Origin of the sequence: Bacillus cereus group sp. RP29 (assembly GCF_040459765.1) — a bacterium.
GTDB classification, from domain to species: Bacteria; Bacillota; Bacilli; order Bacillales; family Bacillaceae_G; genus Bacillus_A; species Bacillus_A paranthracis.
This window is the reverse complement of record NZ_JARVHN010000001.1, coordinates 1,538,234-1,561,297: the sequence shown is the minus strand read 5'-3', so window position 1 is coordinate 1,561,297 and position 23,064 is coordinate 1,538,234. Positions and strand designations below refer to the sequence as shown.

Below are 23,064 nucleotides of genomic sequence, written 5' to 3'. Positions count from 1 at the left end.
TTATCCCGCCTCCCATTATTAAGCAATTACCATTTTTTGCGAAATTAACATTTTCGGATGCACAATACATTGATACTCTCCATTGGTTGACAACTGTTGTGTATTTAATCCAATCAATACTTTATTGACGACAATAGAACTACCTTCATGATAAATTTGTACACTTTCTGGCTTAATTGCCCATAAAAATTGATTCTCTACTCCTACTGCTCGGAAAGGAATTAAGCGTAATTTTGTCGCCCACCCAGAATCATTTTCTGGTATTTGAGGAATCTGTGTTTTGGAATAAATTTGTTCTGTTAACCAAGCTGGTAAACAATGTTCTAACGATGAAATATGCATAATCATAACAGGTGTTTTCGTTAACGGGTCGTAAAGTTGATTCCCACTATCAATTAAACCTGCGAGTTCTAGTTCCTCTTCAGCTAATTGAATTTTCAATTTCACAATTTGATCATAGTGTATTTTTGTAACCTCTACGCTTTCAATACGCTTTTTAGAAAAATAATAAATGACTGGAAAACCAAAAATAACGAACAACCAACTAATTGGGCCACCATAAGAAATTGATTGAGATTGAACCAACCCATTTACCATTTCATTCGTTTGCAAAAAGAAATGAGTGCCCATTAATCCTCCGCCAACCATAAAGGTTACAAAGTAAAAAGTAAAAACAGTTTGTGCATAATTTCTAAATGTTGTAAACCCAAATGCTGTATACACAATAAGTAACGAGTACAGTAGTTTCATAATCGGATGTGTCATCATAGAAGCAAAAGGAGTAAAGGCAAAAATAACAATGGTTGAACCTATCAATGCCCCTAACACAAGCCTCCATCTTTTGATCTTCTTTTTTAACACGGTAGCCGTTAATAAAAGTAAAAGAAAATCAATGCAGGCGTTTAACAACCAAACAACGTCGGCGTAAACAACCAAACAATTCACCTCTTTTTTTAAGTTGAGACTAGTATAATGCATATCCAATAGGAAAGTGTGTCAATTTGCGGAGGTGTTTTTTTGTTATTTTGTGCTTTCTAGACATAATCTGTCGGTAAAAAATAAAAGTATATGTTTCATAGAATGCTATATACTTTTTACTTACATATAAAGTGAAACTTTAATCACCACGCACCAATCATGTTATCCGGCAAATAGCGAAATAGATTAAAATATATAAAATAAAAAAAGACCTGCTTAGGCAGATCTTTTCCCCGTATAAAACAAAAAAGGAGCATAAATGCTCCTTTTCTTTTATCGTCTACGACGATTACGTAAAAATGCTGGAATATCGATATCATCTGAATCTGAATGACGCTCATGTACAACTGGCTCTTCACGCTTCATTTCACGTTTTACTTCACGTTGTTTTGGTGGTTGAGCTACTGGCTGTTGCTGTTGTTGCGTGTGATTCACATTCGGACGGATAATTGGTTTTGGTGGTTGAGTTGCAATTGTATCATCAAAACCAGTTGCAATTACAGTTACAACGATATCATCTTTTAATCCTTCATTAATAACCGAACCGAAGATCATATTTACTTCTGGATCTGAAGCTGAAGCTACAATATCTGCCGCTTCTTGTACTTCATATAAGCTTAAGTTAGCTCCACCAGTAATATTCATGATAACACCTTGAGCTCCATCAATAGATGTTTCTAATAATGGACTAGAAATCGCTTTTTTCGCAGCTTCAGCAGCACGATTTTCTCCATTACCAGAACCAATACCCATTAAAGCAGAACCTCTATTAGACATAATTGTTTTTACGTCTGCGAAGTCTAAGTTAATTAAACCTGGTGTTGCAATTAAATCAGAAATACCTTGAACACCTTGACGTAATACGTTATCCGCTTCACGGAATGCCTCTAACATTGGCGTGTTTTTATCAACAATCTCTAATAAGCGATCGTTTGGAATTACAATAAGTGTATCTACATTTTCTTTAAATGCTGCAATACCAGATGCCGCTTGTGTTGCACGCTTACGTCCTTCAAATGTAAATGGACGTGTTACAACACCAACTGTTAATGCACCTAATTCTTTTGCCACTTGAGCAACAACTGGCGCTGCACCAGTTCCAGTTCCGCCGCCCATACCAGCAGTTACGAATACCATATCAGCACCACGAAGTGCTTCTTGGATCTGTTCTTTACTTTCTTCTGCAGCTTTTTTCCCTACTTCAGGGTTTGCACCTGCACCAAGTCCACGTGTTAATTTTCCACCAATTTGCATTTTTGTTTCAGCTTTTGATAGATTTAATGCTTGTGCATCAGTATTCACAGCGATAAAGTCTACACCTTGTACACCGTGTTCAATCATACGGTTTACAGCATTGTTTCCGCCACCGCCGACACCGATAACTTTTATATTCGCTAATTGATCTTGAGTAGTATCAAACTCTAACATGTCGAAATCCCCCTAGAACCTCATTTTTCGTGTCCAATTTTAATCCCATAAATAACGGAATACACGTTTTACTTTTGACATCATACGGTCATCATTTTGATTATTATTGTTTTGATTACGAGTTTTTTGTTTCGCAGGTTGCTGTTGTACCGGCGCTGGAGCTTGTGCTGGTACTGGTTCAAAATGCTCTTGCTTTTCCTGTACATTTTTCCCACGTAATTTAGCTTTTTGATAAGAATGTTTAATTAATCCTACTCCACTTGTATATTGTGGCTCACGCACACCAATATAATCAGGAGTTGCTATACGAACATTTTCATGTAAAATATCATATGCAAGATCAAGGACACCTGGCATAGAAGCAATTCCACCAGTTAGTACATAACCAGAAGCTACTTGCTTTACTCCTAACTTACGCACTTCATCTTGAACAAACATTAAAATTTCCTCTACACGAGCCTCTATTATATCCGATAATTCCAACTGAGAATATTGTTCTGTTTGATCGCTTCCCATAATAGGAACCGTAAACATCTCTTCTTCAGATGCTGTATCATAAAAAGCATGTCCATATTTCAACTTAATTTGATCTGCATTTTCTGTTGAAGTTTTCAACCCAATTGCAATATCCTTCGTTATATGGTCTCCACCTAATGGTAATACGCTCGTCGCTTGTAACTCTCCATCTTTAAAAATAGATAAAGTTGTAGATCCTCCGCCCATATCAACAAGGGCTACTCCTCTATTTTTTTCATCCGAAGATATAGCAACTGTTGCAGCCGCTAAAGGTTGAAGACAAATATCAACAATTTCAAGACCTGCTTTTTCTACACAACGAAGTAGGTTATGTAGTAAAGTTCTCGAGCCTGTAATAAGTGTACCTTCCATTTCTAATCTTACACCGATCATCCCGCGTGGATCGTTAATCTCGTCAAGACCGTCTACAATGAACTGTCGAGGTACCACATCAATAAACTCACGTTCTGGAGCAATTGACACAACTTGTGCTGCATCTAGAACGCGTAAGACATCTTCATTCCCGATTTCACGATCTTCATTTGAAACAGCGACTACTCCGTGACAAGGAAGTAGTTGTACCTGGTTTGCATTGACACCTACTACAACTTGCTCAATGTGGATTCCCACCATGCGCTCAGCTTGTTCAATTGCTTTTTTAATTGATCGAACAGTCTCGTCTATATCAACTATCGATCCCTTCTTTAAACCATTTGATTTTACATTTCCAACACCAATAATGTTTAAGCTGTCATTAACCATTTCACCAATGATGACTTTAACATTGGATGTACCGATGTCAAGACTAACATATATTTCATTGCTGTTCATTCTTTGGCACCTCCTTCTTTATTTATACCATACAACTCAATATATGGAACAACAATCGCAACTTTACTATTTATAAGAAAAATATTCAACGTCTTTATACGTTTCCCTTTTTTAACCCTATATTTTTCTTATTTTTATTTAACATTCATTTAAGAATATCGCAGTAAACTGTGAATAACTGCTTATCTTGAAATAATTCCATTTCAAGTGTAAAGATTACCGCCAAGTATAAGTCTACACTAAGATGTACTCATAGAAAAGTGAAACTTGTACCAATCCTAGTATGAATCTAAGAATTTTTACATCTTTTTCATCAAATGAACCATTCTTGTAAACTCCTATGCACCAAGCAGAACATTTGTTTCGTTTTTTTCTACAATAACGTAGTGAAAACTATCATTCTATTCTTTTTTTTCTTCTGCTCCTAATTCTTTCGTATACGCCCCTACTTCTAAATCAATTAATACCTTTTTACCTGGCTCAATTGTTTTTAAGATAAGTGGATAAGCTTCCATACGTTTTGCGAAATTTTGAATCGTAGTGCTCACTTCATACCCTTCATTCATATATAAAGTAAGGTGGTCTTCATTCGCATTCGTCGGTGAATAACGAATTTCAGAAATAGACCTTAAAATAGTTGGGGTTAATTTTTCAAGCTCAGCAATTAACTCCTTCATTTTTTCCTCTTTAAAAGGTTCAAAAATTGGCGCTGCAACAGGAAGTTTTCCGTTCGGGAGTACATCAAGTGTTTTCCCGTTCTCTAATAACGGTTGTAATTTCCCATCTTTGTTTATATAACCAATCGTTAAATATTCTTCAATATGAACGTCAATTTTATTTGGAAAACGTTTCTTTACATTTACTGCTTTAATTTCTTTTCGTTTCGTTAAGTTTTCTTCTGCTTTATGTGCTGTCACTCGGAAATAACTTGTATCATATGTCACACCTGATTCCTTCATCACTTGTTCATCTGTCATATAATTATTTCCAAACACGCTTATCTTTTTTATATTGCTAAGTGGAGACCGAAAATAAATTAAAAAGAGAACTAATAGAAATAAAATTGATATGTATAAAATCAACCGATGATTAACATTTTTCTTCTTTTTTTTCTGTTGATTTTTTAACTTTGGTACACGATCCTGTAGTTTAATTACTTTACTATTTTTCATGTACGATCCCCCTACGTAACATAAAGAACGGCATGTTCCTCATGCCGTTCTTATCTTCTTATTATAACATAAATGATAATGAGCGGAACGAATAACCGTTATCTTCCAATGATTTCTACTTCTGTATGCATTTCTACGCCAAATCCATCCTTAATTGTTTGTTTTATTAATGCAATTAAAGATAAGACATCTTGCGCGCTGGCTCCCCCAGTATTAATAATAAAATTCCCATGCATTTCAGAAATTTGAGCTCCACCTATTTGATAACCACGAAGCCCCGCCTTTTCTATTAAATCTCCTGCAAAGTATGGAGTTGGATTCCGAAACACACTTCCTGCGCACGGATGATTCCATGGCTGTGTTTCACGACGGTAATCTTTATTCTTTTGCATAACACTTACAATTCTCTCACGCTCACCTATTTGTAATTGAAACTCAGCCTCCAAAACAATACCAGGACGTTTCGTTTGCAATACAGATGTACGATAGGAAAACTCCATTTCTCCATGCGTTAACCAGTCAATTGTTCCGTCTTCAAACAAAATAAGAGCTTTTGATAATATGTTTGATATATCCGAATTATGTGCTCCTGCATTCATATACACTGCACCGCCAACACTTCCTGGAATACCACTTGCGAACTCCAGACCGGCTAACCCTTGCCGACTAAGTAAAGTTGATAATTTAATTAGGGGATACCCACCACCAACTCTTACTCTATGTTTTTCGACTTCTAAGTGGTCTAATCCTTCTCCTAAACGAATAACGACACCTTCTATACCTAGATCAGATACAAGAAGGTTCGAACCGCGACCAATTACAGTCCACTTTGTTTTATATTTCTTTACTAACTGCAACGTTTTTTCAATACCGGCAACATGCTTTGGCACAATTAAAATATCAGCTGGTCCACCTATTTTCATAGTTGTATAACGTGCTAACGGTTCATCCACTAACACACGACCAACATTTGCTTCTATAAGCTCATTTACTAATTGCTCCATAAACAATCTCCCCCATACTAAGCATCCTTATTACAGTAGTATGCAGGGCGTTCACCTAACGTTATTTTTTTACAAGCTTATTCATTACTTCATACAACTTATTTGCTGCATCTGGAATACCTAATTGCCCAGCAGCAAGCTTCATATTTTGTAATGTTTGTGCATCTAATAAAATCTCGTCAATATCACGAATAAGTGTTTCAGCTGTTAAATCTTTTTCAAGCAACATTTTTGCTGCTCCTTTATCGACAACAGAACGTGCATTTTTTTCCTGATGGTTATTTGTTACATAAGGACTCGGAATTAACACACTTGGCTTACCTAACGCTGTTAATTCTGCAAGTGTTGTTGCTCCAGCTCTTGAGACAACAAGGTCTACACCTGTAAGTACTTCTGGCATATTATGAATGAAAGGTTTAATAATAACATTATTCGGGTTCCCTTTTTGCTTCACTGCGTCCATCACTTTGTCGTAATGAACTTCACCTGTTACATACAATATTTCGTAACTTTTATTTCCAAACTGTTCAATTGCCTCTACGAAAGCATCGTTAATTGGTCTAGCCCCACGGCTGCCACCAAAAATAAGCACGGATTTTTTAGGAAGAGATAAACCTACTGAACGTTTTCCTTTCATTCCATTTTGATCCATTACTTCTGACGCTCGTGGGTTTCCTGTCATGACCACTTTTGACTGCGGAAAATGTTCTGCAGCCGCTTCAAAACAAACTGCAACTTTATCAACATAGCGGCTTAAAAATTTATTCGTTACACCAGGTACACTATTTTGTTCATGTACAATAGTTGGAATACCTAATTTTGCCGCAGCATATACAACAGGTCCACATACATATCCACCTGTTCCAATTACAATATCTGGATTAAAACGACGAATATATCGTTTACTATCTTGTACACCTTTTAGAAAACGCATCACCGTTTTCACGTTATCTAACGATATTTTACGCTTAAATCCACTTATAACAATAGATTGAAACGGTATACCTGCTTTGGGCACGATTGTGCTCTCTAATCCATTCTCCGTACCAATATATAAAAACCTTGCTTCCGGATTTAATTTTTTTATTTCTCTTATTAAAGCAAGAGCCGGATAAATATGACCTCCAGTGCCCCCACCACTTACTAATACACGCACTACTAACTCCTCCGCTTCTCTTTTTCTTATTACAGTCGTATTTATTTCTATATACATATTGTTTCTTCGTACACATACGAAAAACCCTGTCTTATAAAACAGGGTTTAGTAGCGAGAATGGCGACTTATATTTAATAATACACCTACTGCCATTAACATTAATGTCAAACTTGATCCACCATAACTTAAAAACGGCAAAGTAATACCCGTAACAGGCATCAATCCTGTTACAACACCAACATTAATCATTACTTGAATCGCAATCATCGCCACAATACCTACTGCTAAAAACGTACCATATAAATCTGGCGCTCCTAAAGCTATACGAATCCCACGCCATAATAATAGACTAAATAATAATAACACAAATGAACCACCAATAAAACCTAATTCCTCGGATAAGATTGCAAATATAAAGTCTGTTTGCGGTTCAGGTAAATAAAGAAACTTTTGTCTACTTTGTCCAAGTCCAAGCCCGAATAATCCACCTGGTCCAATTGCGAGTAACGATTGAATAATTTGAAATCCACTTCCAAGCGGATCTGACCACGGGTCTAAATATGATGTAATACGTTTCATCCGATACGGTGCTGATGCAATTAGCCCTACAAATCCTGCTACACCAAGCAAACCAAACATTGCAAAGTGAAAGACTCTTGCTCCTGAGATAAATATCATAATGATACATGTCCCAACCATTACCGTCCCTGTACCAAGGTCGGGCTGTAACATAATCATTCCGAAAGCAAGAAATACAAAACCTAAAGCTGGTAGTAAACCACGTTTAAAAGAGGTAATTAATTTTTGTCGTTCCGCTAAAAATTTCGCTAAGAAAATAATCATCGCAAACTTCATAAATTCGGACGGTTGAATGGAAAATGCCCCGATTCCAATCCAACTTCGCGCTCCTCCTCGAACAAGACCTACTCCAGGAATAAGAACGAGAATAAGAAGAATGAAGCAAACTAGCAAAATTACTTTTGAATACGTACGCCACACCCAATAATCAATTTTCATAATAAAAAACATAGCCACTACACCAAGACCTGCGAATAGCAATTGCCTTTTTGCAAAAAAGAATGAGTCCCCCATTTTATAAGAGGCCCAAACCGCACTCGCACTATAAACCATAATCATTCCGATTGTTAACAACGCAAGTGTAACGATGATGAGAATAAAATCAGGCGTTTTCTTCATTACCCATAAACACCACCTCTTTAGGCAGAAACTTTTGCCCTATGTAACAAAACATCAGTAGGTGTTAGCCTACTGATGTTTTGATTTACTTTATATAAGTTTATGCACAGCTTGTATAAAAATGTCTCCTCTTTCTTCAAATGTTTTAAATTGATCCCAGCTTGCACATGCTGGAGAAAGAAGAATTACATCGCCATCTGTAGAATGAGCATAAGCTTTCACTACAGCTTCATCTAAAGTATCGACACTTTCAATTGTATCTAATCCCGCTTTTTCTGCAGCTCTTACTAATTTTGGAGCTGTTTGTCCAAATGTTACAATCGCTTTAACATTTTTGAAATACGGAATTAAATCATCGAATTCATTTCCACGATCTAGCCCACCTGCTAATAACACAGTCGGTTGTGTAAACGCAGATAAAGCTTTCTCTGTCGCTAACATATTCGTTGCTTTTGAGTCATTATAAAACTTACGGTTGTTTATAGTTGTTACGTATTCTAAACGATGTTTTACACCTGTAAAACGTTTTAAAACTGCCGTAATCGCTTCATTAGAAACACCCAATAATTTTGAGATACTCATCGCTGCTAAAATATTTTCTAAATTATGTTGACCAGGTAAAACGATATCGCCTACTTCAACAACTTTTTCACCTTTAAAATAAAGAGCATTATCTTTTATACACGCACCATCTTCAATTTCTTTCGTTGTTGAGAACAGTACTTTTTGACCTTTACTATAAGCAGATAAAGCCATCACATCTGCATCATCTGCATTTATTACACTATAATCATTTTCTGTTTGGTTTTTAAAAATATTCGCTTTTGCTAAACCATATTCTTTCTTCGTCCCATGATAATCTAAGTGGGCCTCAAATAAATTTAAAAACGCAGCAATTTTAGGTTGGAACAATTCTACTCCCATCAATTGGAACGATGAAAGTTCTGTAACTACAACTTCATTTTCTTTCGCATCCTGTGCAACTTCACACGCTACAGTTCCAATGTTCCCTGCAATTACGGGATGCTTTTGTCCTTCTTTTAGCATTTCAAATGTAAGCATTGTCGTCGTCGTTTTACCGTTAGACCCCGTAATCCCAACAAATGGTGCTTCTGAAATACGATATGCTAATTCAACTTCCGTAACAATTGGAATTTGCTTTTCTTTCGCAGCAACTAATATTGGATTAGAATACGGGATTCCTGGATTTTTTACTACAAGAGAAATATTTCTCTCTAATAATTCTAAAGGATGACCACCGCATACAACGTCCATTCCTTTTGCTTGTAATTCTGCAGCAAGTACATTCTCTGCTAAAGGCTTTCCGTCATTTACAATAACATTTGCCCCTAACTTTTGTAACAATGTAGCTGCTGCATAACCACTTTTTGCAATGCCTAATACAAGAATATTTTTATTTTGAAATTCAGTTACAGTTTTCAATTACATCCACACCCCGATATAAATTCCTAACACAGCTAATAAAAATCCTACAGACCAAAACGTCACAACGACACGCCACTCTGACCAACCACATAATTCATAATGATGGTGTAGTGGACTCATTTTAAAGACACGTTTTCCTGTTGTTTTAAATGAAATGACCTGAATAATAACCGATAAAGTTTCCATTACGAATACTCCGCCAATGATTACAAGTAGCAATTCTTGTTTTAATAAAATTGCTACAGCTGCAATGGCTCCACCTAAAGCTAATGAACCTGTATCTCCCATAAACACTTTTGCTGGATTCGCATTGAATACTAAAAATCCAAGTACAGCTCCTACAACTGCCATACAGAATATCGCTACTCCAAATTGCTCTTGTGCCACAGCAATAATACTAAATGCTCCAAATGCAATAGCAGCAGTTCCTGATAATAAACCATCTAAACCGTCAGTTAAGTTAACTGCATTTGATCCACCAATAAGCATAAATAGTACAAGTACAAAATACGCCCAACCTAATTCAAACTTAACATCCGTTCCCGGAATCATGATGTATGTGTGGAACGCTTGCCCTTTTCCAATTAAAAAGAACGCAATAGCAATAACAAGCTGACCTACTAATTTTTGTTTTGATGTTAAACCAAGATTTCTCTTCTTAACTACCTTTATGTAGTCATCTAAAAATCCAATCAATCCGTAACCAAATGTCACTAATAGTAATAACGATACCTCTGCACCTAAATGATTAAACTTAATCGCCATAATAAGTGAAGTTACCATCATAGATACGTATATGACGATACCACCCATTGTCGGTGTCCCTGATTTTTTTTGATGTGATTTTGGTCCCTCATCACGAATACTCTGTCCGAACTTTAATTTTCTTAAAAATGGAATAAACAATGGCGAAAGGGCAACAGAAATTAAGAATGCTACCCCAGCCGTTACTAATAAACCTTGCTCAAGCACATGTAGTCCTCCTCTCACGTTGTTACTCTTCGTTGTTTAAACGCTCTGTAATTGCTTCTTTAGCGATTTCACGATCATCAAAATGATGAACATCTTTACCAATAATTTGATATGTTTCATGACCCTTACCAGCAATAATGATAATATCTTCAGCTTTTGCGTTAGCAATTGCATGGTATATCGCTTCTTTTCTATCAATAATTACTTCATAATTATTTCCATTTGCACCATGTACCATATCATCTAAAATAGCTCCTGGCTCTTCACTTCTTGGATTATCTGAAGTGTAAATGGCGTGAGTTGCATATCGTGTTGCAACACTTGCCATGATTGGTCTCTTCGTTCTATCTCTATCACCGCCACAACCGACGATGCAATATACGTCACCTTTTGCAAACTGTTTTGCTGTTTTTAATACATTTTCTAAGCTATCTGGTGTATGTGCATAATCAACAATAACTGTATAATTTTGTCCACCATCAACTACTTCAAAACGTCCTGGAACTCCAGCTAGTTCCTTTATTACATCAATGATTGTTTCTAAACTTACACCAGAAACAAGTCCTGCCGCTGTCGCAGCTAGTACGTTATATACATTAAATTTCCCAATTAATTTCATCGTAACATTTACACTCTCATACGGTGTTACAAGCGTAAATGTAGTTCCACCACTTGTCATAACGATATCTTTTGCCATAACATCACTTGTTGTATCAATTCCATACGTTACAACAGTTGCTGCAGTACTTCTCATATATTCCGCTGTTACAGCATCATCGTTATTCAATACCGCGTATTTTTCACGATTATGATTATAACTATTGCCAAGTTGCGCAAATAGCAACCCTTTTGCATGTTTATATTCTTCCATCGTTTTATGATAGTCTAAATGATCTTGTGTTAAATTTGTAAACACTGCGACATCGTAATCACATCCGTGTACACGGCCAAGATCTAAAGCATGTGATGAAACTTCCATTACTGTGCTATCCACACCGTGTTCAACCATTTTTGCAAACGTCTGTTGAAGTGTTAGTGCATCTGGTGTTGTATTTTTCACCTCAAATGTTTCATCACCGATTTTCATATTAATCGTTCCAATTAGCCCGGTTTTATGACCATGTGCGCGCATAATCTCATCCATAATATGCGATGTTGTTGTCTTTCCATTTGTACCTGTAATACCGATTAAATGTAACTTGTGTGTTGGTTGACCATAAAAATAATCAGCTAAAACCGCTAACGAACGAAAAGTATTTTTCACAAGTACAACTGGAACGTCAACATCAATTGGTCTTTCCGCAACAATAGCAGCCGCTCCTTGTGCCGCTGCTTGCTTAGCAAAATCATGGCTATCAACCGTATATCCTTTCATACATACAAATAAGCTTCCTTCTTTCACTTTACGTGAATCAGCTTCTATAGATGTGATTTCTGGATTTTCTTTTGGAACAACTGGAAAATCATGCAAACATGATACAAGTGTATGCAACTTCATTTCACTAAACCCTCTCTACATTGTGTATTTATCTCTTTTATTAATAAGCAACACGTTACCTCCTAATTATGTAAAATAGGAGGTAAGTGCTACTGTGTCTAATAAATAGACCTATTTATAACCGAGACTCTTGCGGTCTCAAATTAAGTAACTCTTCTATAAAGAACTCACTTCCACCAATTGTACCATAAAACGTACTAGGTTACCTTTAATTCCCGAAGTAAATTCTAATTTTTGAGCCTTCTTTCACTTTAGCTCCTGCTTCTGGGGACTGTTTAATGACTTTCTCTCCATCTCCGCTTATATCAAGCTTCAAATCAACGAGTTGCGTCTGTAAGTCTTTCTTTTTCATACCAATTAAATTTGGAACTTCCACAGTTGGTGTATCGCCCCATTTATATTCTCTCTCAACTTGTTCTTTTCTCGGTTTCACTCCCATAACAGGAAGTGCATCCCGCAGAATATTCCCAACAATTGGAGCTGCTACTACTCCACCAAATTGCGTTACACCTTTCGGATTATCAACAGCAACATATACAACAATTTCCGGATCATCTGCTGGAGCAAAACCGATAAAAGATACGATATAATTATTCTCTAAATATTTACCATCTTTCACTTTTTGGGCTGTACCTGTTTTTCCGCCTACACGATACCCATCAATAAAAGCACCTTTACCAGATCCCTTTGCTACAACATTCTCTAATGCATACCGAACTTTTTCTGAAGTTTCCTTGGAAATAACTTTTCTTTTTTCCACAGGTGTCTTTTTACTTACAACTTGATTGTTTTTCGGATCAATAAATTCTTTAGCTATATACGGTTGATACAATGTTCCACCATTTACAGCTGCTGCTACCGCCGCCACTTGTTGAATTGGCGTAACAGAAACACCTTGACCGAATGAAGTTGTTGCTTGCTCGACTGGACCGACTTTGTCTAAATTAAATAAAATCCCACTACCTTCACCTTGCAGGTCAATTCCGGTTTTTTGTCCAAAGCCAAAATTACGAATGTATTTAAACAATCGATCTTTACCAAGACGATCACCCAGCTCAATAAATCCTGGGTTACAAGAGTTTTGAACTACTTCTAAAAACGTTTGGCTACCATGGCCTCCTGCTTTCCAGCATTTCAATCTTGCTCCACCAACTTCAGCTGCTCCATCATCATAAAACGTATCTTTCTCTAAGTCTACTAAATTTTCATTCAAAGCTGCGGCTAACGTAATGATTTTAAATGTTGAACCAGGTTCATACGTACTCCATACTGGTAAATTTCTATTGTACACTTCTGGAGAAACACTTTGAAAATCTGCCGGATCAAAACTCGGCCGACTCGACATACCTAAAATTTCACCATTTTTCGGATTCATCGCAATCGCAATCATACCATCTGGATTATATGTCGACTCTGCGATATTCATTTCTCTTTCCATAATTCTATTAATACGTGCATCAATTGTTAAGCCTAAATTCAAACCAGCTTCTGGTTTTTTGAAATCATCGCCAACATTAGGCATCCTTTGCCCTTTTGCATCTGCAAAAAAGCGCACATGACCTTCATCACCATTCAGTTCTTTATCATAATATTTTTCTAGTCCCATAAGACCTTGGTTATCACTACCTGCAAACCCTAATACATGTGATAAAAAGTTGCCAAATGGATAGTACCGGATAGAGTCTTCTGCGATATAAACACCTTTCAAACTTAATCCTCTTACCTCTTTCGCCTTATCATGTGATATTTTCCTTCCGCCTTTATCTAACCTTACAATTGATTCTTTTTTTGTAATCCTCTTATAAATCTCATCTTTTTCCACACCTAATACTGCAGCTAACTTCTCTGCAGTCTCTGCTGGTTTTTCAATTTGCCTCGGTACAACAAAGACAGTTGGAGCACTTTTATTCGTGGCAAGTTCCACACCATTTCGGTCTAAAATTTTTCCACGTTCAGGTTCAAAAGTAATATTACGACTCCATGAATCTTTCGCACGATCCGTTAACATATTCCCAAGAAAAAATTGCACATATCCAAGACGAATATCGATGATAGTGAAAATAAGTATACCTGATATGAGTATAAAAATAAGTCGTTTTCTAACTGTTACATTTGATACACGCATATTGGAACAAGCCTCCCTTACGCCTAGCTTGTTCCAATATATGCTTGTACTTATTTAATTAGAACTTCTTCTCTTTTACCATTACGGCTTTTCTGCTTCTTGTTGTGGTTCAAGTGGCGGTACAAGTGTTACACCTAACTCTGTACCAGGTTGCAACAATGTTCCTTCTGGTACACTTTGTTCGGTTACGTATCCTGTACCAGTAGGTTTTAGATTAAGCTTTAATGTTTTTGCTAAATTCATAACATCACGAAGTGCCCAGCCTTGTATATTTGGCATTGTAGGTTTATCTCCCACTAAGAAGACTCGATCACCCTTCAATGTTTGTTCAGTCGCTTTCGGTACTTGATGCTGTACTTTCCCTTCACCTAATACGATCGGACGAAGTTTTGCTTTATCAATAGCCTTTTTCGCTTCTTCCATCGTTTTTCCCGTTACATCTGGAACAGCAGTTTGTTGCTCTTTCACATATTTCTTCGGATCTTTCACTTCATTAGGCTTAATCTTTAAATACTCTAAACTATTCTTCGTTACATATTTAAAAATATCAGCTAAAGGTTGTGCGCCGCTCTCATCATCTTTCAATTTCGGCTTTTTAACAGCTACATACACAACAAGTTGCGGATCGTCCATGGGTGCCATACCTAAGAATGAGAATATATAATTCGCCCTTCCTGTCATATAGCCTCCTTTTCCATCCGGAATTTGCGCTGTTCCTGTTTTACCACCAACTGAATAGCCATCGACTTTATAAGCAGTTCCTGTTCCTTTCGGAGATGTAACAACGCGTTCTAATAACTGTCTTACTTGCGCTGCTGTCTCTTTTGTAACAGGTTTTCCCACTTCTTCTGGTTTATGTTCTAATTTTACTTCCTCTGTTATCGGATCTACAATTTTATCAATTGTATAAGGTTTCATCATTTTCCCATCGTTCGCAATAGCAGTTGCAGCTTGTACAAGCTGAATTGGTGTTACAGTAGAACCTTGTCCAAAAGCTGTTGTTACTTGCTGTATTTGCTGATCGAATAAAATGGTATTTGAACCTTCACCAGGTAAATCAATATTCGTTTTTTCATCTAATCCGAAAGCATGGATATATTTCCGGAAACGGTCTGGACCAAGTTTTTGATCCCCTAAAATAGCAAACGCTACATTGGAAGAACGCTCTACCCCTTCATCAAATGTGATAGAGCCCCATCCAGCGCCGCCGTTATGATCTTTTATTTTGCGGTTCCCGACTTGATATGTACCAGACTGATAATAATCTTGTCCCTTATACACACCTTCATTAATAGCTGCTGCTAGCGTGAAAATTTTCATTGTTGATCCAGGTTCAAATGCATTTGCAATTGCGTCATTGAAAAAATATTTAATTTGACGATCATTTGGATCATAACTAGGTTTAGTAGACATCGCTAATATTTTCCCTGTTTTTGGATCCGCAACGATTCCTATTAAGCTTTCTGGTTCATAATGTTTACTCGCTTCTTTCATTGCGTCTTCTAAATAACTTTGAATACGTTGGTCAAGCGTTAAATATACATTTTCTCCATTTTTAGGTGCCTTTACATTCACTTTCCCGCCATCAAGAGATACGCCTCTACGATCGCCTGTATAAGCTACTTCTCCGTTAGAAGCACTTAAATATTTATCTAAGCTTTGTTCTAAACCAAAATAACCTACTGAGGTTCCTTTATCATTTGGTTTTGCATGTCCTATGACGTAAGATGCAAAATCACCGTTTGGATACACTCTTGCATTTTCAGTAATAAATGATATACCTGGCAATTTCAATGCTTCGATTTGTTCCTTCTGTTCTTTTGTCAAATCTTTACCTAGCGTTCCAAATTCAACTTGACTTTTATCTTTTTTATTTAATGTAGCTAAAATCTTCTCTTCATCTTTTCCGAGCACTCCCGCAATTTTCTTTGCAGTATCCTCTTTATTCTCAACCGGATTCGCACCTTTTAATTCCGCTACAAGTTTATAAGAGTTTGCATCTTGTGCTAATACATGGCCGTTTTGATCATAAATCGTCCCGCGATTTGCTTCGAGAATTCCTGTTTTACTATGTTTTTGCTGAGCGAGTTTATCCAAATCCTGATTATGCACTGTTCCTGTCGCTTGTATGTAAAAAAATCGGGCTAATAACAGCAAAAAGAGCAGGAGGAATAAAATCATAAAATACCCTGCTCCCTTATTGGTATGAAATTTAGTCATATTTCTCTTCATTTTCCCTTCACACCTATTGCCTTATTTGAGGCCTTTCACATTATTCGCATTAATTTCTAGCCCGTGTTTTTTTGCAACTTCAGCGATTCGTTCATAACGACTTAACTTCTCTACTTCAGCCTGTAACTCTTGATTTTCTTTTTGCTGCTGTACAATTTTTTGTTCTATTGTCGCAGCTTCTACATTAACTTGATAAAGGCCTGCTTTATTTCCAATAAACGCTACACAGGCATACAATAAAAAGCCAATAAACGCTACATACAACAGTTTTTCGATTCTTGTAATCTTCGCTTTAGCTTTTGGTTGAACCATCTGCTGTGGGGGCGTTTGAATCTGAACCTCTTCTTGCGCTTGTTGCTTGTACTTTACAGCTAAGTTACTCATACCTCTCTCCCCTTTTTATCGTTTTTCAGCGATTCTCAATTTCGCAGAACGCGCTCGATTATTTTCTTCTAACTCTATATCAGAAGGTAAAATCGGTTTTCTTGTAATAAGCTTTAATTTCGGCTTAAATTCATCAGGAATAATTGGTAATCCTGGTGGCAATTGTGGCGTTGTACTATTTCGCTTAAACGTCGTTTTACAAATACGGTCTTCTAAAGAATGGAATGTTATAACGCTAACTCTTCCGCCTGGCTTAACCATCTCAATTGCAGATTCCAACGCTTCTTCAAATACTTTCAATTCATCATTTACCGCAATACGGATCGCTTGGAACACTCGCTTCGCAGGATGTCCACCCGTTCTACGAGCAGGAGCTGGAATACCCTCTTTAATTAGTTCTACTAATTCCCCTGTCGTTTCAATAGCTTTATTCTCACGATACGCTTCAATTTTTCTTGCTATTTGTTTTGAAAATTTCTCTTCGCCATACTGGAAGAAAATTCTTACAAGTTGTTCATATGACCAACTATTTACAACATCATAGGCTGTTAATGGGGCATCTTGATCCATTCGCATATCTAACGGTGCATCATGATGGTAACTAAAGCCACGCTCTGGTGTATCTAATTGCGGGGATGAAACACCTAAATCAAATAAAATACCGTCTACTTCTGTTATACCTAATTCCTGTAGTTTTTCAGATAGGTAACGGAAATTACTCCTTACTGTTATGAACTGCTCACCGTATGAAGAGAATTTTTCTTTCGCATTTTGAATTGCTATCTCATCTTGATCAAACGCGATTAATCTTCCGCCTTCAGTTAATTGGGATAATAAATAAGAACTATGTCCTCCTCCCCCCAGTGTACAATCTACATATGTACCACCTGGCTTTATATCTAAGCCATCTACTGTTTCCTTCAAAAGCACTGTTACGTGATTAAACATTGTTGCACCTACTCTTTTTCCAATTAATTATGTTGAATGTATCTCCTCCTCTAAACGCATATTTCACGACTAGAGAACGAAATACTATGAAAGAACGACTCATTTAACTTGCCTACAAAGGCAGCATACTATACAAATCGCCATTTTCTTTTATTATATACTAAATTTTATCATCTTTTGCGGGAATTTAAATAAAAAACTGTCGAAAAAGATAATAATACGTTTACATTTTGTGCTATTTTGTCATATATTTAAGTATCCTGCATAATTACGATATTAGCTTTTTTAAAATTAATAATTCAGAAAAATTTCACTTCACAGTAAATTCAACGGAATAAAAATAAAATCCTGCTCCTAAGAGCAAGATTCTATAGTTTTATAACGTGATGTTTTCCATTCCAAGAGAACGGTTTTTCCATTACACGATCAACGAAATCTAAACCGAACTGATTTAAATAGTAACATACATTCCACACACGCTCTTGTGGCGCTCCCAATGGGCGTAGTGCAAATTGTATACGACGGAATTTATTTAGTTCCACTTTATGTTTTTTCTCAACATTTCTTTTCAACATTCTTTCCAACAGTTCAATTTGTTCATTAATTTTGAATTCGTTTTTCCCTGCAAACGAACTTAATCCAGGATCTATTTTCTTCACAAACTGTTGTAATGACTTATGAATATCAATTATTTCTTTTTTCGCCTCTACAAATCGTTCATCTATCGGTTCCTCTATTTGATTAGATAGCCAGTTTTCACGCAACTTATCTACGTTATTCAAAAACGGGTCACTCTCTTGCAATTGTAAATCGTGTAAATCTGTCGCTATATCCCTCTCAATATAAGTAATTGTAATACGAGGAACGACAGGAGGCATTCGGAAGCCGATAGTATGGAAGACTTGTTGTAATTCACTCCAGTAAGCTAATTCCCCTGGACCTCCAATAAACGCCAACGTAGGAAATACATACTCTTGCATAAGAGGGCGCGTTACAACATTATTACTAAAGCGCTCTGGGCTTCTTTCCATCTCTTCAATCAATTCCTCATATGAAAAGGAATACGTCCCATCTTTCCCAACAAACTTCCCTTGATTGTCTTCAAGCAACACTCGCTCATTATCAATTTCCATAAATATATGTACTGCATTAGACTTTGTTTCAATAATTGGCTTATATCCTAATTCTTTAATTACTTCCTGTTGGTTATGAAGCCCCTCTTGCACTTCTTTATACTTACTTACAATTTGTTTAAAAAACGGCACTTCTAATTTTCTTAATTCAGGATGATGCGAATCGACAAGAATTAAACCAGAATTCATGAACATTTTCATAATAAGGTGACCAAAGAAATCTACATACGTATTCGATTTCCGTAAAGAATCATCAATAAATCGCAGTACATCCTTTGTAAAATTCGTTTCAGGGTATGTTTTAAAAATTTCTTCAATCCACTTTCTACAGTCTTCCAAAGAAAGCTCAGACTCTGAAGCACTCGCCTTTTTCGGATTACGATCATGAAAAATGGTCTTTTTTATTTTTTTATTCTTCGTTACAAAAGTATGATTAATTTCATCCATATCATGGTCTTCACCAGCAATCCAGAAAACAGGAACAACTTTAACGCCTAAACTTTCTTCCTTTTCCTTCGCAAGCTGTAAAACTGAAATAATTTTATGAATCGTATAAAGTGGCCCAGTTAATAACCCAGCTTGTTGTCCAGCTATAACAACATATGTATCTTCATCTTCAAGCGCTTTTACATTTTGAATTGTAGCTTCTCCCGCTTGTAATTTTGTATTATATTCTAATAAATGCGCTACTAAATCTTGGCGGAAAAACTCCCTCTCACGCAAATCTTGTACACGCTGTTTAAAAGCATCTTCTGTTAACATATAATCAAAACACGACTGTATCTCTTTTTTACCGTTCATATAGTCCGCTACAACACCTTGTTGCGGAACAGAGATTTCTTTTATCTCCATATAATTCTTCCTTTCGTATCCTGTTCTCTCACCAATCCACATTGTAGTCAATGTTTCACGTAAAAGCAAAGAATTACACTTATACTTTTACTTCTAACCCTTTTATTGCATCGAACAAAAATTGAAGTGTCGGAACGGATCGTTGCTGTTTCTTAGCTTCTTCTAATACATATCCAACAATCGCACCAATCTCTGTTTGTCTATTCGCCCTTACATCTGCCAGCATAGATGATGTATTATGAGATGTTCTTTCACATACATGACGTACCATTTCCCATACCATTTCTTTTTCTTCTTTAACGAGAAAAACGACTTCCTTGAATACTTGCTCCATCATCTGATAAAAAAACGGGTTCGTGATCAATTCTCCGTTCTTGACCTGTAATAATGCCGTCAATGGATTGATACATACATTCACTACTAATTTTTTGTGCATAACATCCTTCCAATTATCTTCTATTCGAATTGGAAAATGCGGAAAAGGAAAGCAATTAAATATTTTTTCAAAATGTATAGACCGACCGCGCACGATTCCAAACTTCGTTACACCTATCCCTGTATGATAAACGGTATGTCTTTCTTCTTTTTTCGCACCATGCTCTACAATTCCAACTGCAATATTTTCATTCTCTATTTTCTGCATAGCATGAAGGTGTGACATTCCGTTTTGCAAAAAGACTACTGAGGATTTCCCTCGCACAAAAGGTAGTATGTCAGTTATATGATATTGCTTAACAGCAATAAATATATAATCTAGCTGCTGGTCTAGCATGCTTTCTATTGGTAATACTGGCGGGAATACCGTTTCACGTTTCCCCTCCCTAATACAAGTTACACCCGTTATATTTAATTCGTCAGCCTGCTTAGCTGTCTTTGTAAACAACGTAACATCTTGATTACTTTTTTGTAAATAAAATGTATACAATAGACCAATAGCTCCTGGTCCCACAACTCCAATTTTCATTTTCACACAAGGAACTCATTTGAACACGATACATAAGTCCCTTTTTCCCCTCCTCTTTTATTCCGCGAACCCCCGATTCATACGGAATCATAATTAACTAAAGATGATCAAATGCCACCTCTTCTTTCAATATGTATATACTACTTATTACTATACTTCTACTCTTAGTTTAGCAAATCCTCAAAAAAATAATAAAAGAAATACACTATCATCTTCATAAAAATAAAAAAATGAGTTATAATATTATTATAAATATTTTCACTTTTCTGCATTCAATGAGACAAAAAGGATGTGATGTTATGGGATTCCCAAAAGTTGAGCGCTTGCTCATCAATTATAAAACATTAGACGAGTTTAAAAAATTTAAAGGCTGCGGAGCTCAAGAACTATCCATGTTAGAAGAATTACAAGCAAACATTATTGAAAACAATAGTGAATCTCCATTTTACGGTATTTATTACGGTGGATCACTCATTGCACGTATGAGTCTATACATGAAAAGGAACGGCGGGGAACCATTCGAAATTACAGGTACTTACCTAGAACTTTATAAACTTGAAGTATTACCAACTTTCCAAAAACAAGGATTCGGAGAAATGCTTGTAAATTATGCGAAGGGACTGCAGTTCCCAATTAAAACGATCGCACGTATCCATTCAGCTGGTTTTTGGGATAAATTAAATTTCCAACCTGTGTCAGTACCTGATGGTGATTTTTACGTTTGGCACCCAGAAACAAATTTGAATGCGGTTACAAATGAAGAGTCTGCATAAGAAATAAAAAAACAGCTACATAGCAGCTGTTTTTTTATTTCTTTAACTTCTCTAATTTCCCATTCGAACGAGCGCTATTTCTTTCCGCTACCATTACACTTCTTTTTTGATCGATATAATCAAGCAATGTTCTATATTCTTCCTCATATACTGATAATCGCTCCAACAGGCTCTCTTTCTCTGTTTGTAACGATTCAATTTGCTGTTGCAACACCACTAAAGAGTTTTCATCTTTATAATTTTGCAAGAAATCAATAACATCATTCAATGTAATTGACGTAGGTTCTAATACCTTCGTCTCTTTCACTTCATAATTTTCCACTTTACGCAGTTGCTTCGCTTCTTCAATACGTTCTTTGTATTGCTTTCTAACGTAAGAATTCCACCTAAAGCCACATGCTGCTGGTGTACGAGATAAATGTCTTCCCACTTCTTTAAAGGCAGATAATTGCGTTCCACCTTCTCGAATATGCCGGAGTACTACTTCTGCCAGAAGCAAATCTTCATCATCAGTCCAAGCATCTTGTCTTGTTGTCGCCATCTCTCTAGTCCTCCCTATGCATTTTTTATTAAACATATGCAGTTACTAGAAAAGATAGAATACAACAAATGAAGAATAAGACAAAAAAAATAAACGTAGAAGATATCTTCTACGTTTATTTTCCCGCAATTACTTGCTGATTACTTCTTTACCTTTGTAAGTACCGCATGCTTTACATACACGGTGAGCTAATTTCGCTTCACCACAGCTTGGGCACTCTACCATACCAGGTACTGATAATTTGAAATGCGTACGACGCTTTCTTTTTACTGTTTTAGAAGTTCTTCTAAAAGGTACAGCCATTCTTCCCACCTCCTTAAAAGAAATAGTTATTTTCATATGAAGGCCTGAACCAGTCTTCCGATTATTTGTCAAAAAACTTTGCAAGTCCTGCCAATCTTGGATCAACAGGCTTTTCTTTGTCTTCTTCCGAAATCACTTGCCAGTCTTGACCTTGCGTCGGTGCTCCACCAGAAACATCATCACTGAAAATTTGCATTGGAATCTCCAAAAGTATATTTTCCTTGATTACGGGCAGTAAGTCAAGTACTTCTCCTTCTAAACAATGAATTTCAGCTTCAGTTTCAAATTCTTCTTGTGAAGTTTGGAACACCTCAGTTGTTTTAATGTCAAATGGTAATGTCACATCTACTAAAGAGCGAGAACATGGTAAAACCATGCTTCCAGTTATATGTAGATGGAACGTAAACTTACCGGAGCCAAAATCAACTCTTCCTGTTACGTGAACAGGATTAATTTCACGAATATCTTTCTCGACCTCTTTTAGCTCACTTACATCTACCATCTCATCCAATGTCAATCCTTTATTTCTCAATTTATTCAATTGATGGATGGACCATTTCATATCATATCACCTCAAGGCAACAAACAAAATTATAGCTAGCCATTTTATA

20 protein-coding genes are annotated in these 23,064 nt (G+C 36.4%); 1 reads left to right on the top strand and 19 read right to left on the bottom strand.

Annotated elements, in window-relative coordinates:
• Nucleotides 1–18 precede the first annotated feature (18 nt).
• From spoIIGA to panE, 16 genes are all read right to left on the bottom strand, one after another.
• On the bottom strand, nucleotides 19–936 hold the full coding sequence (gene spoIIGA, locus QCI47_RS08380; RefSeq protein ID WP_353811744.1) for a sigma-E processing peptidase SpoIIGA: 918 nt from the start codon (nucleotides 934–936) through the stop codon (nucleotides 19–21).
• A gap of 315 nt (nucleotides 937–1,251) precedes the next feature.
• Entirely contained in the window at nucleotides 1,252–2,406 is a 1,155-nt protein-coding gene (ftsZ, locus tag QCI47_RS08375; RefSeq protein WP_000888991.1) for a cell division protein FtsZ, read from the bottom strand.
• A 39-nt stretch (nucleotides 2,407–2,445) separates the two neighbouring features.
• Entirely contained in the window at nucleotides 2,446–3,753 is a 1,308-nt protein-coding gene (ftsA, locus tag QCI47_RS08370; RefSeq protein WP_001087555.1) for a cell division protein FtsA, read from the bottom strand.
• 401 nt (nucleotides 3,754–4,154) lie between these two features.
• Nucleotides 4,155–4,925, bottom strand: coding sequence for a cell division protein DivIB (gene divIB, locus QCI47_RS08365; RefSeq protein WP_353811743.1), 771 nt, complete (start codon nucleotides 4,923–4,925; stop codon nucleotides 4,155–4,157).
• Nucleotides 4,926–5,023: 98 nt separating this feature from the next.
• Nucleotides 5,024–5,929, bottom strand: a complete 906-nt coding sequence (gene murB / locus QCI47_RS08360; RefSeq protein WP_000437042.1) for a UDP-N-acetylmuramate dehydrogenase — start codon at nucleotides 5,927–5,929, stop codon at nucleotides 5,024–5,026.
• A gap of 61 nt (nucleotides 5,930–5,990) precedes the next feature.
• Nucleotides 5,991–7,085 carry an undecaprenyldiphospho-muramoylpentapeptide beta-N-acetylglucosaminyltransferase gene (gene murG / locus QCI47_RS08355; protein WP_001265415.1) on the bottom strand — a complete coding sequence of 365 codons (1,095 nt, stop codon included), beginning with the start codon at nucleotides 7,083–7,085 and terminating at the stop codon, nucleotides 5,991–5,993.
• 105 nt (nucleotides 7,086–7,190) lie between these two features.
• Complete coding sequence (gene spoVE / locus QCI47_RS08350) at nucleotides 7,191–8,282, bottom strand: stage V sporulation protein E (protein WP_000753510.1); 1,092 nt, start codon at nucleotides 8,280–8,282, stop codon at nucleotides 7,191–7,193.
• A gap of 90 nt (nucleotides 8,283–8,372) precedes the next feature.
• Nucleotides 8,373–9,725, bottom strand: coding sequence for a UDP-N-acetylmuramoyl-L-alanine--D-glutamate ligase (gene murD / locus QCI47_RS08345; RefSeq protein ID WP_000860124.1), 1,353 nt, complete (start codon nucleotides 9,723–9,725; stop codon nucleotides 8,373–8,375).
• A complete protein-coding gene (gene mraY / locus QCI47_RS08340) occupies nucleotides 9,726–10,700 on the bottom strand; it encodes a phospho-N-acetylmuramoyl-pentapeptide-transferase (RefSeq protein ID WP_000893058.1) in 975 nt (324 codons plus the stop codon).
• A gap of 22 nt (nucleotides 10,701–10,722) precedes the next feature.
• Complete coding sequence (gene murE / locus QCI47_RS08335) at nucleotides 10,723–12,198, bottom strand: UDP-N-acetylmuramoyl-L-alanyl-D-glutamate--2,6-diaminopimelate ligase (RefSeq protein WP_000766300.1); 1,476 nt, start codon at nucleotides 12,196–12,198, stop codon at nucleotides 10,723–10,725.
• Nucleotides 12,199–12,406: 208 nt separating this feature from the next.
• Complete coding sequence (locus tag QCI47_RS08330; RefSeq protein ID WP_001266227.1) at nucleotides 12,407–14,323, bottom strand: stage V sporulation protein D; 1,917 nt, start codon at nucleotides 14,321–14,323, stop codon at nucleotides 12,407–12,409.
• 81 nt (nucleotides 14,324–14,404) lie between these two features.
• Nucleotides 14,405–16,555 carry a penicillin-binding protein gene (locus QCI47_RS08325; protein WP_440044142.1) on the bottom strand — a complete coding sequence of 717 codons (2,151 nt, stop codon included), beginning with the start codon at nucleotides 16,553–16,555 and terminating at the stop codon, nucleotides 14,405–14,407.
• Nucleotides 16,556–16,576: 21 nt separating this feature from the next.
• A complete protein-coding gene (gene ftsL / locus QCI47_RS08320) occupies nucleotides 16,577–16,939 on the bottom strand; it encodes a cell division protein FtsL (RefSeq protein WP_000067081.1) in 363 nt (120 codons plus the stop codon).
• 15 nt (nucleotides 16,940–16,954) lie between these two features.
• Nucleotides 16,955–17,887, bottom strand: coding sequence for a 16S rRNA (cytosine(1402)-N(4))-methyltransferase RsmH (gene rsmH / locus QCI47_RS08315; RefSeq protein WP_000481790.1), 933 nt, complete (start codon nucleotides 17,885–17,887; stop codon nucleotides 16,955–16,957).
• 368 nt (nucleotides 17,888–18,255) lie between these two features.
• Nucleotides 18,256–19,872, bottom strand: a complete 1,617-nt coding sequence (gene bshC / locus QCI47_RS08310) for a bacillithiol biosynthesis cysteine-adding enzyme BshC (protein WP_262718295.1) — start codon at nucleotides 19,870–19,872, stop codon at nucleotides 18,256–18,258.
• 79 nt (nucleotides 19,873–19,951) lie between these two features.
• A complete protein-coding gene (gene panE, locus QCI47_RS08305) occupies nucleotides 19,952–20,842 on the bottom strand; it encodes a 2-dehydropantoate 2-reductase (protein WP_353811742.1) in 891 nt (296 codons plus the stop codon).
• A 293-nt stretch (nucleotides 20,843–21,135) separates the two neighbouring features.
• Between panE and QCI47_RS08300 the strand changes: the two genes are divergently transcribed.
• Nucleotides 21,136–21,609 (top strand): N-acetyltransferase, encoded by a 474-nt coding sequence (locus QCI47_RS08300; RefSeq protein ID WP_000506707.1) that lies wholly within the window; start codon nucleotides 21,136–21,138, stop codon nucleotides 21,607–21,609.
• Nucleotides 21,610–21,643: 34 nt separating this feature from the next.
• Here QCI47_RS08300 and QCI47_RS08295 read toward each other — a convergent pair whose 3' ends face one another.
• The 3 genes from QCI47_RS08295 to QCI47_RS08285 form a co-directional block, all read right to left on the bottom strand.
• The gene (locus QCI47_RS08295; protein ID WP_000246478.1) at nucleotides 21,644–22,150 is read right to left on the bottom strand and encodes an RsfA family transcriptional regulator; all 507 of its coding nucleotides are present in this window, start codon (nucleotides 22,148–22,150) and stop codon (nucleotides 21,644–21,646) included.
• A gap of 129 nt (nucleotides 22,151–22,279) precedes the next feature.
• Entirely contained in the window at nucleotides 22,280–22,453 is a 174-nt protein-coding gene (rpmF, locus tag QCI47_RS08290; protein WP_001984764.1) for a 50S ribosomal protein L32, read from the bottom strand.
• Between the two features lie 61 nt (nucleotides 22,454–22,514).
• Nucleotides 22,515–23,015: a YceD family protein gene (locus tag QCI47_RS08285; protein WP_000872145.1), complete on the bottom strand. Its 501-nt coding sequence runs from the start codon at nucleotides 23,013–23,015 to the stop codon at nucleotides 22,515–22,517.
• Nucleotides 23,016–23,064: the final 49 nt, after the last annotated feature.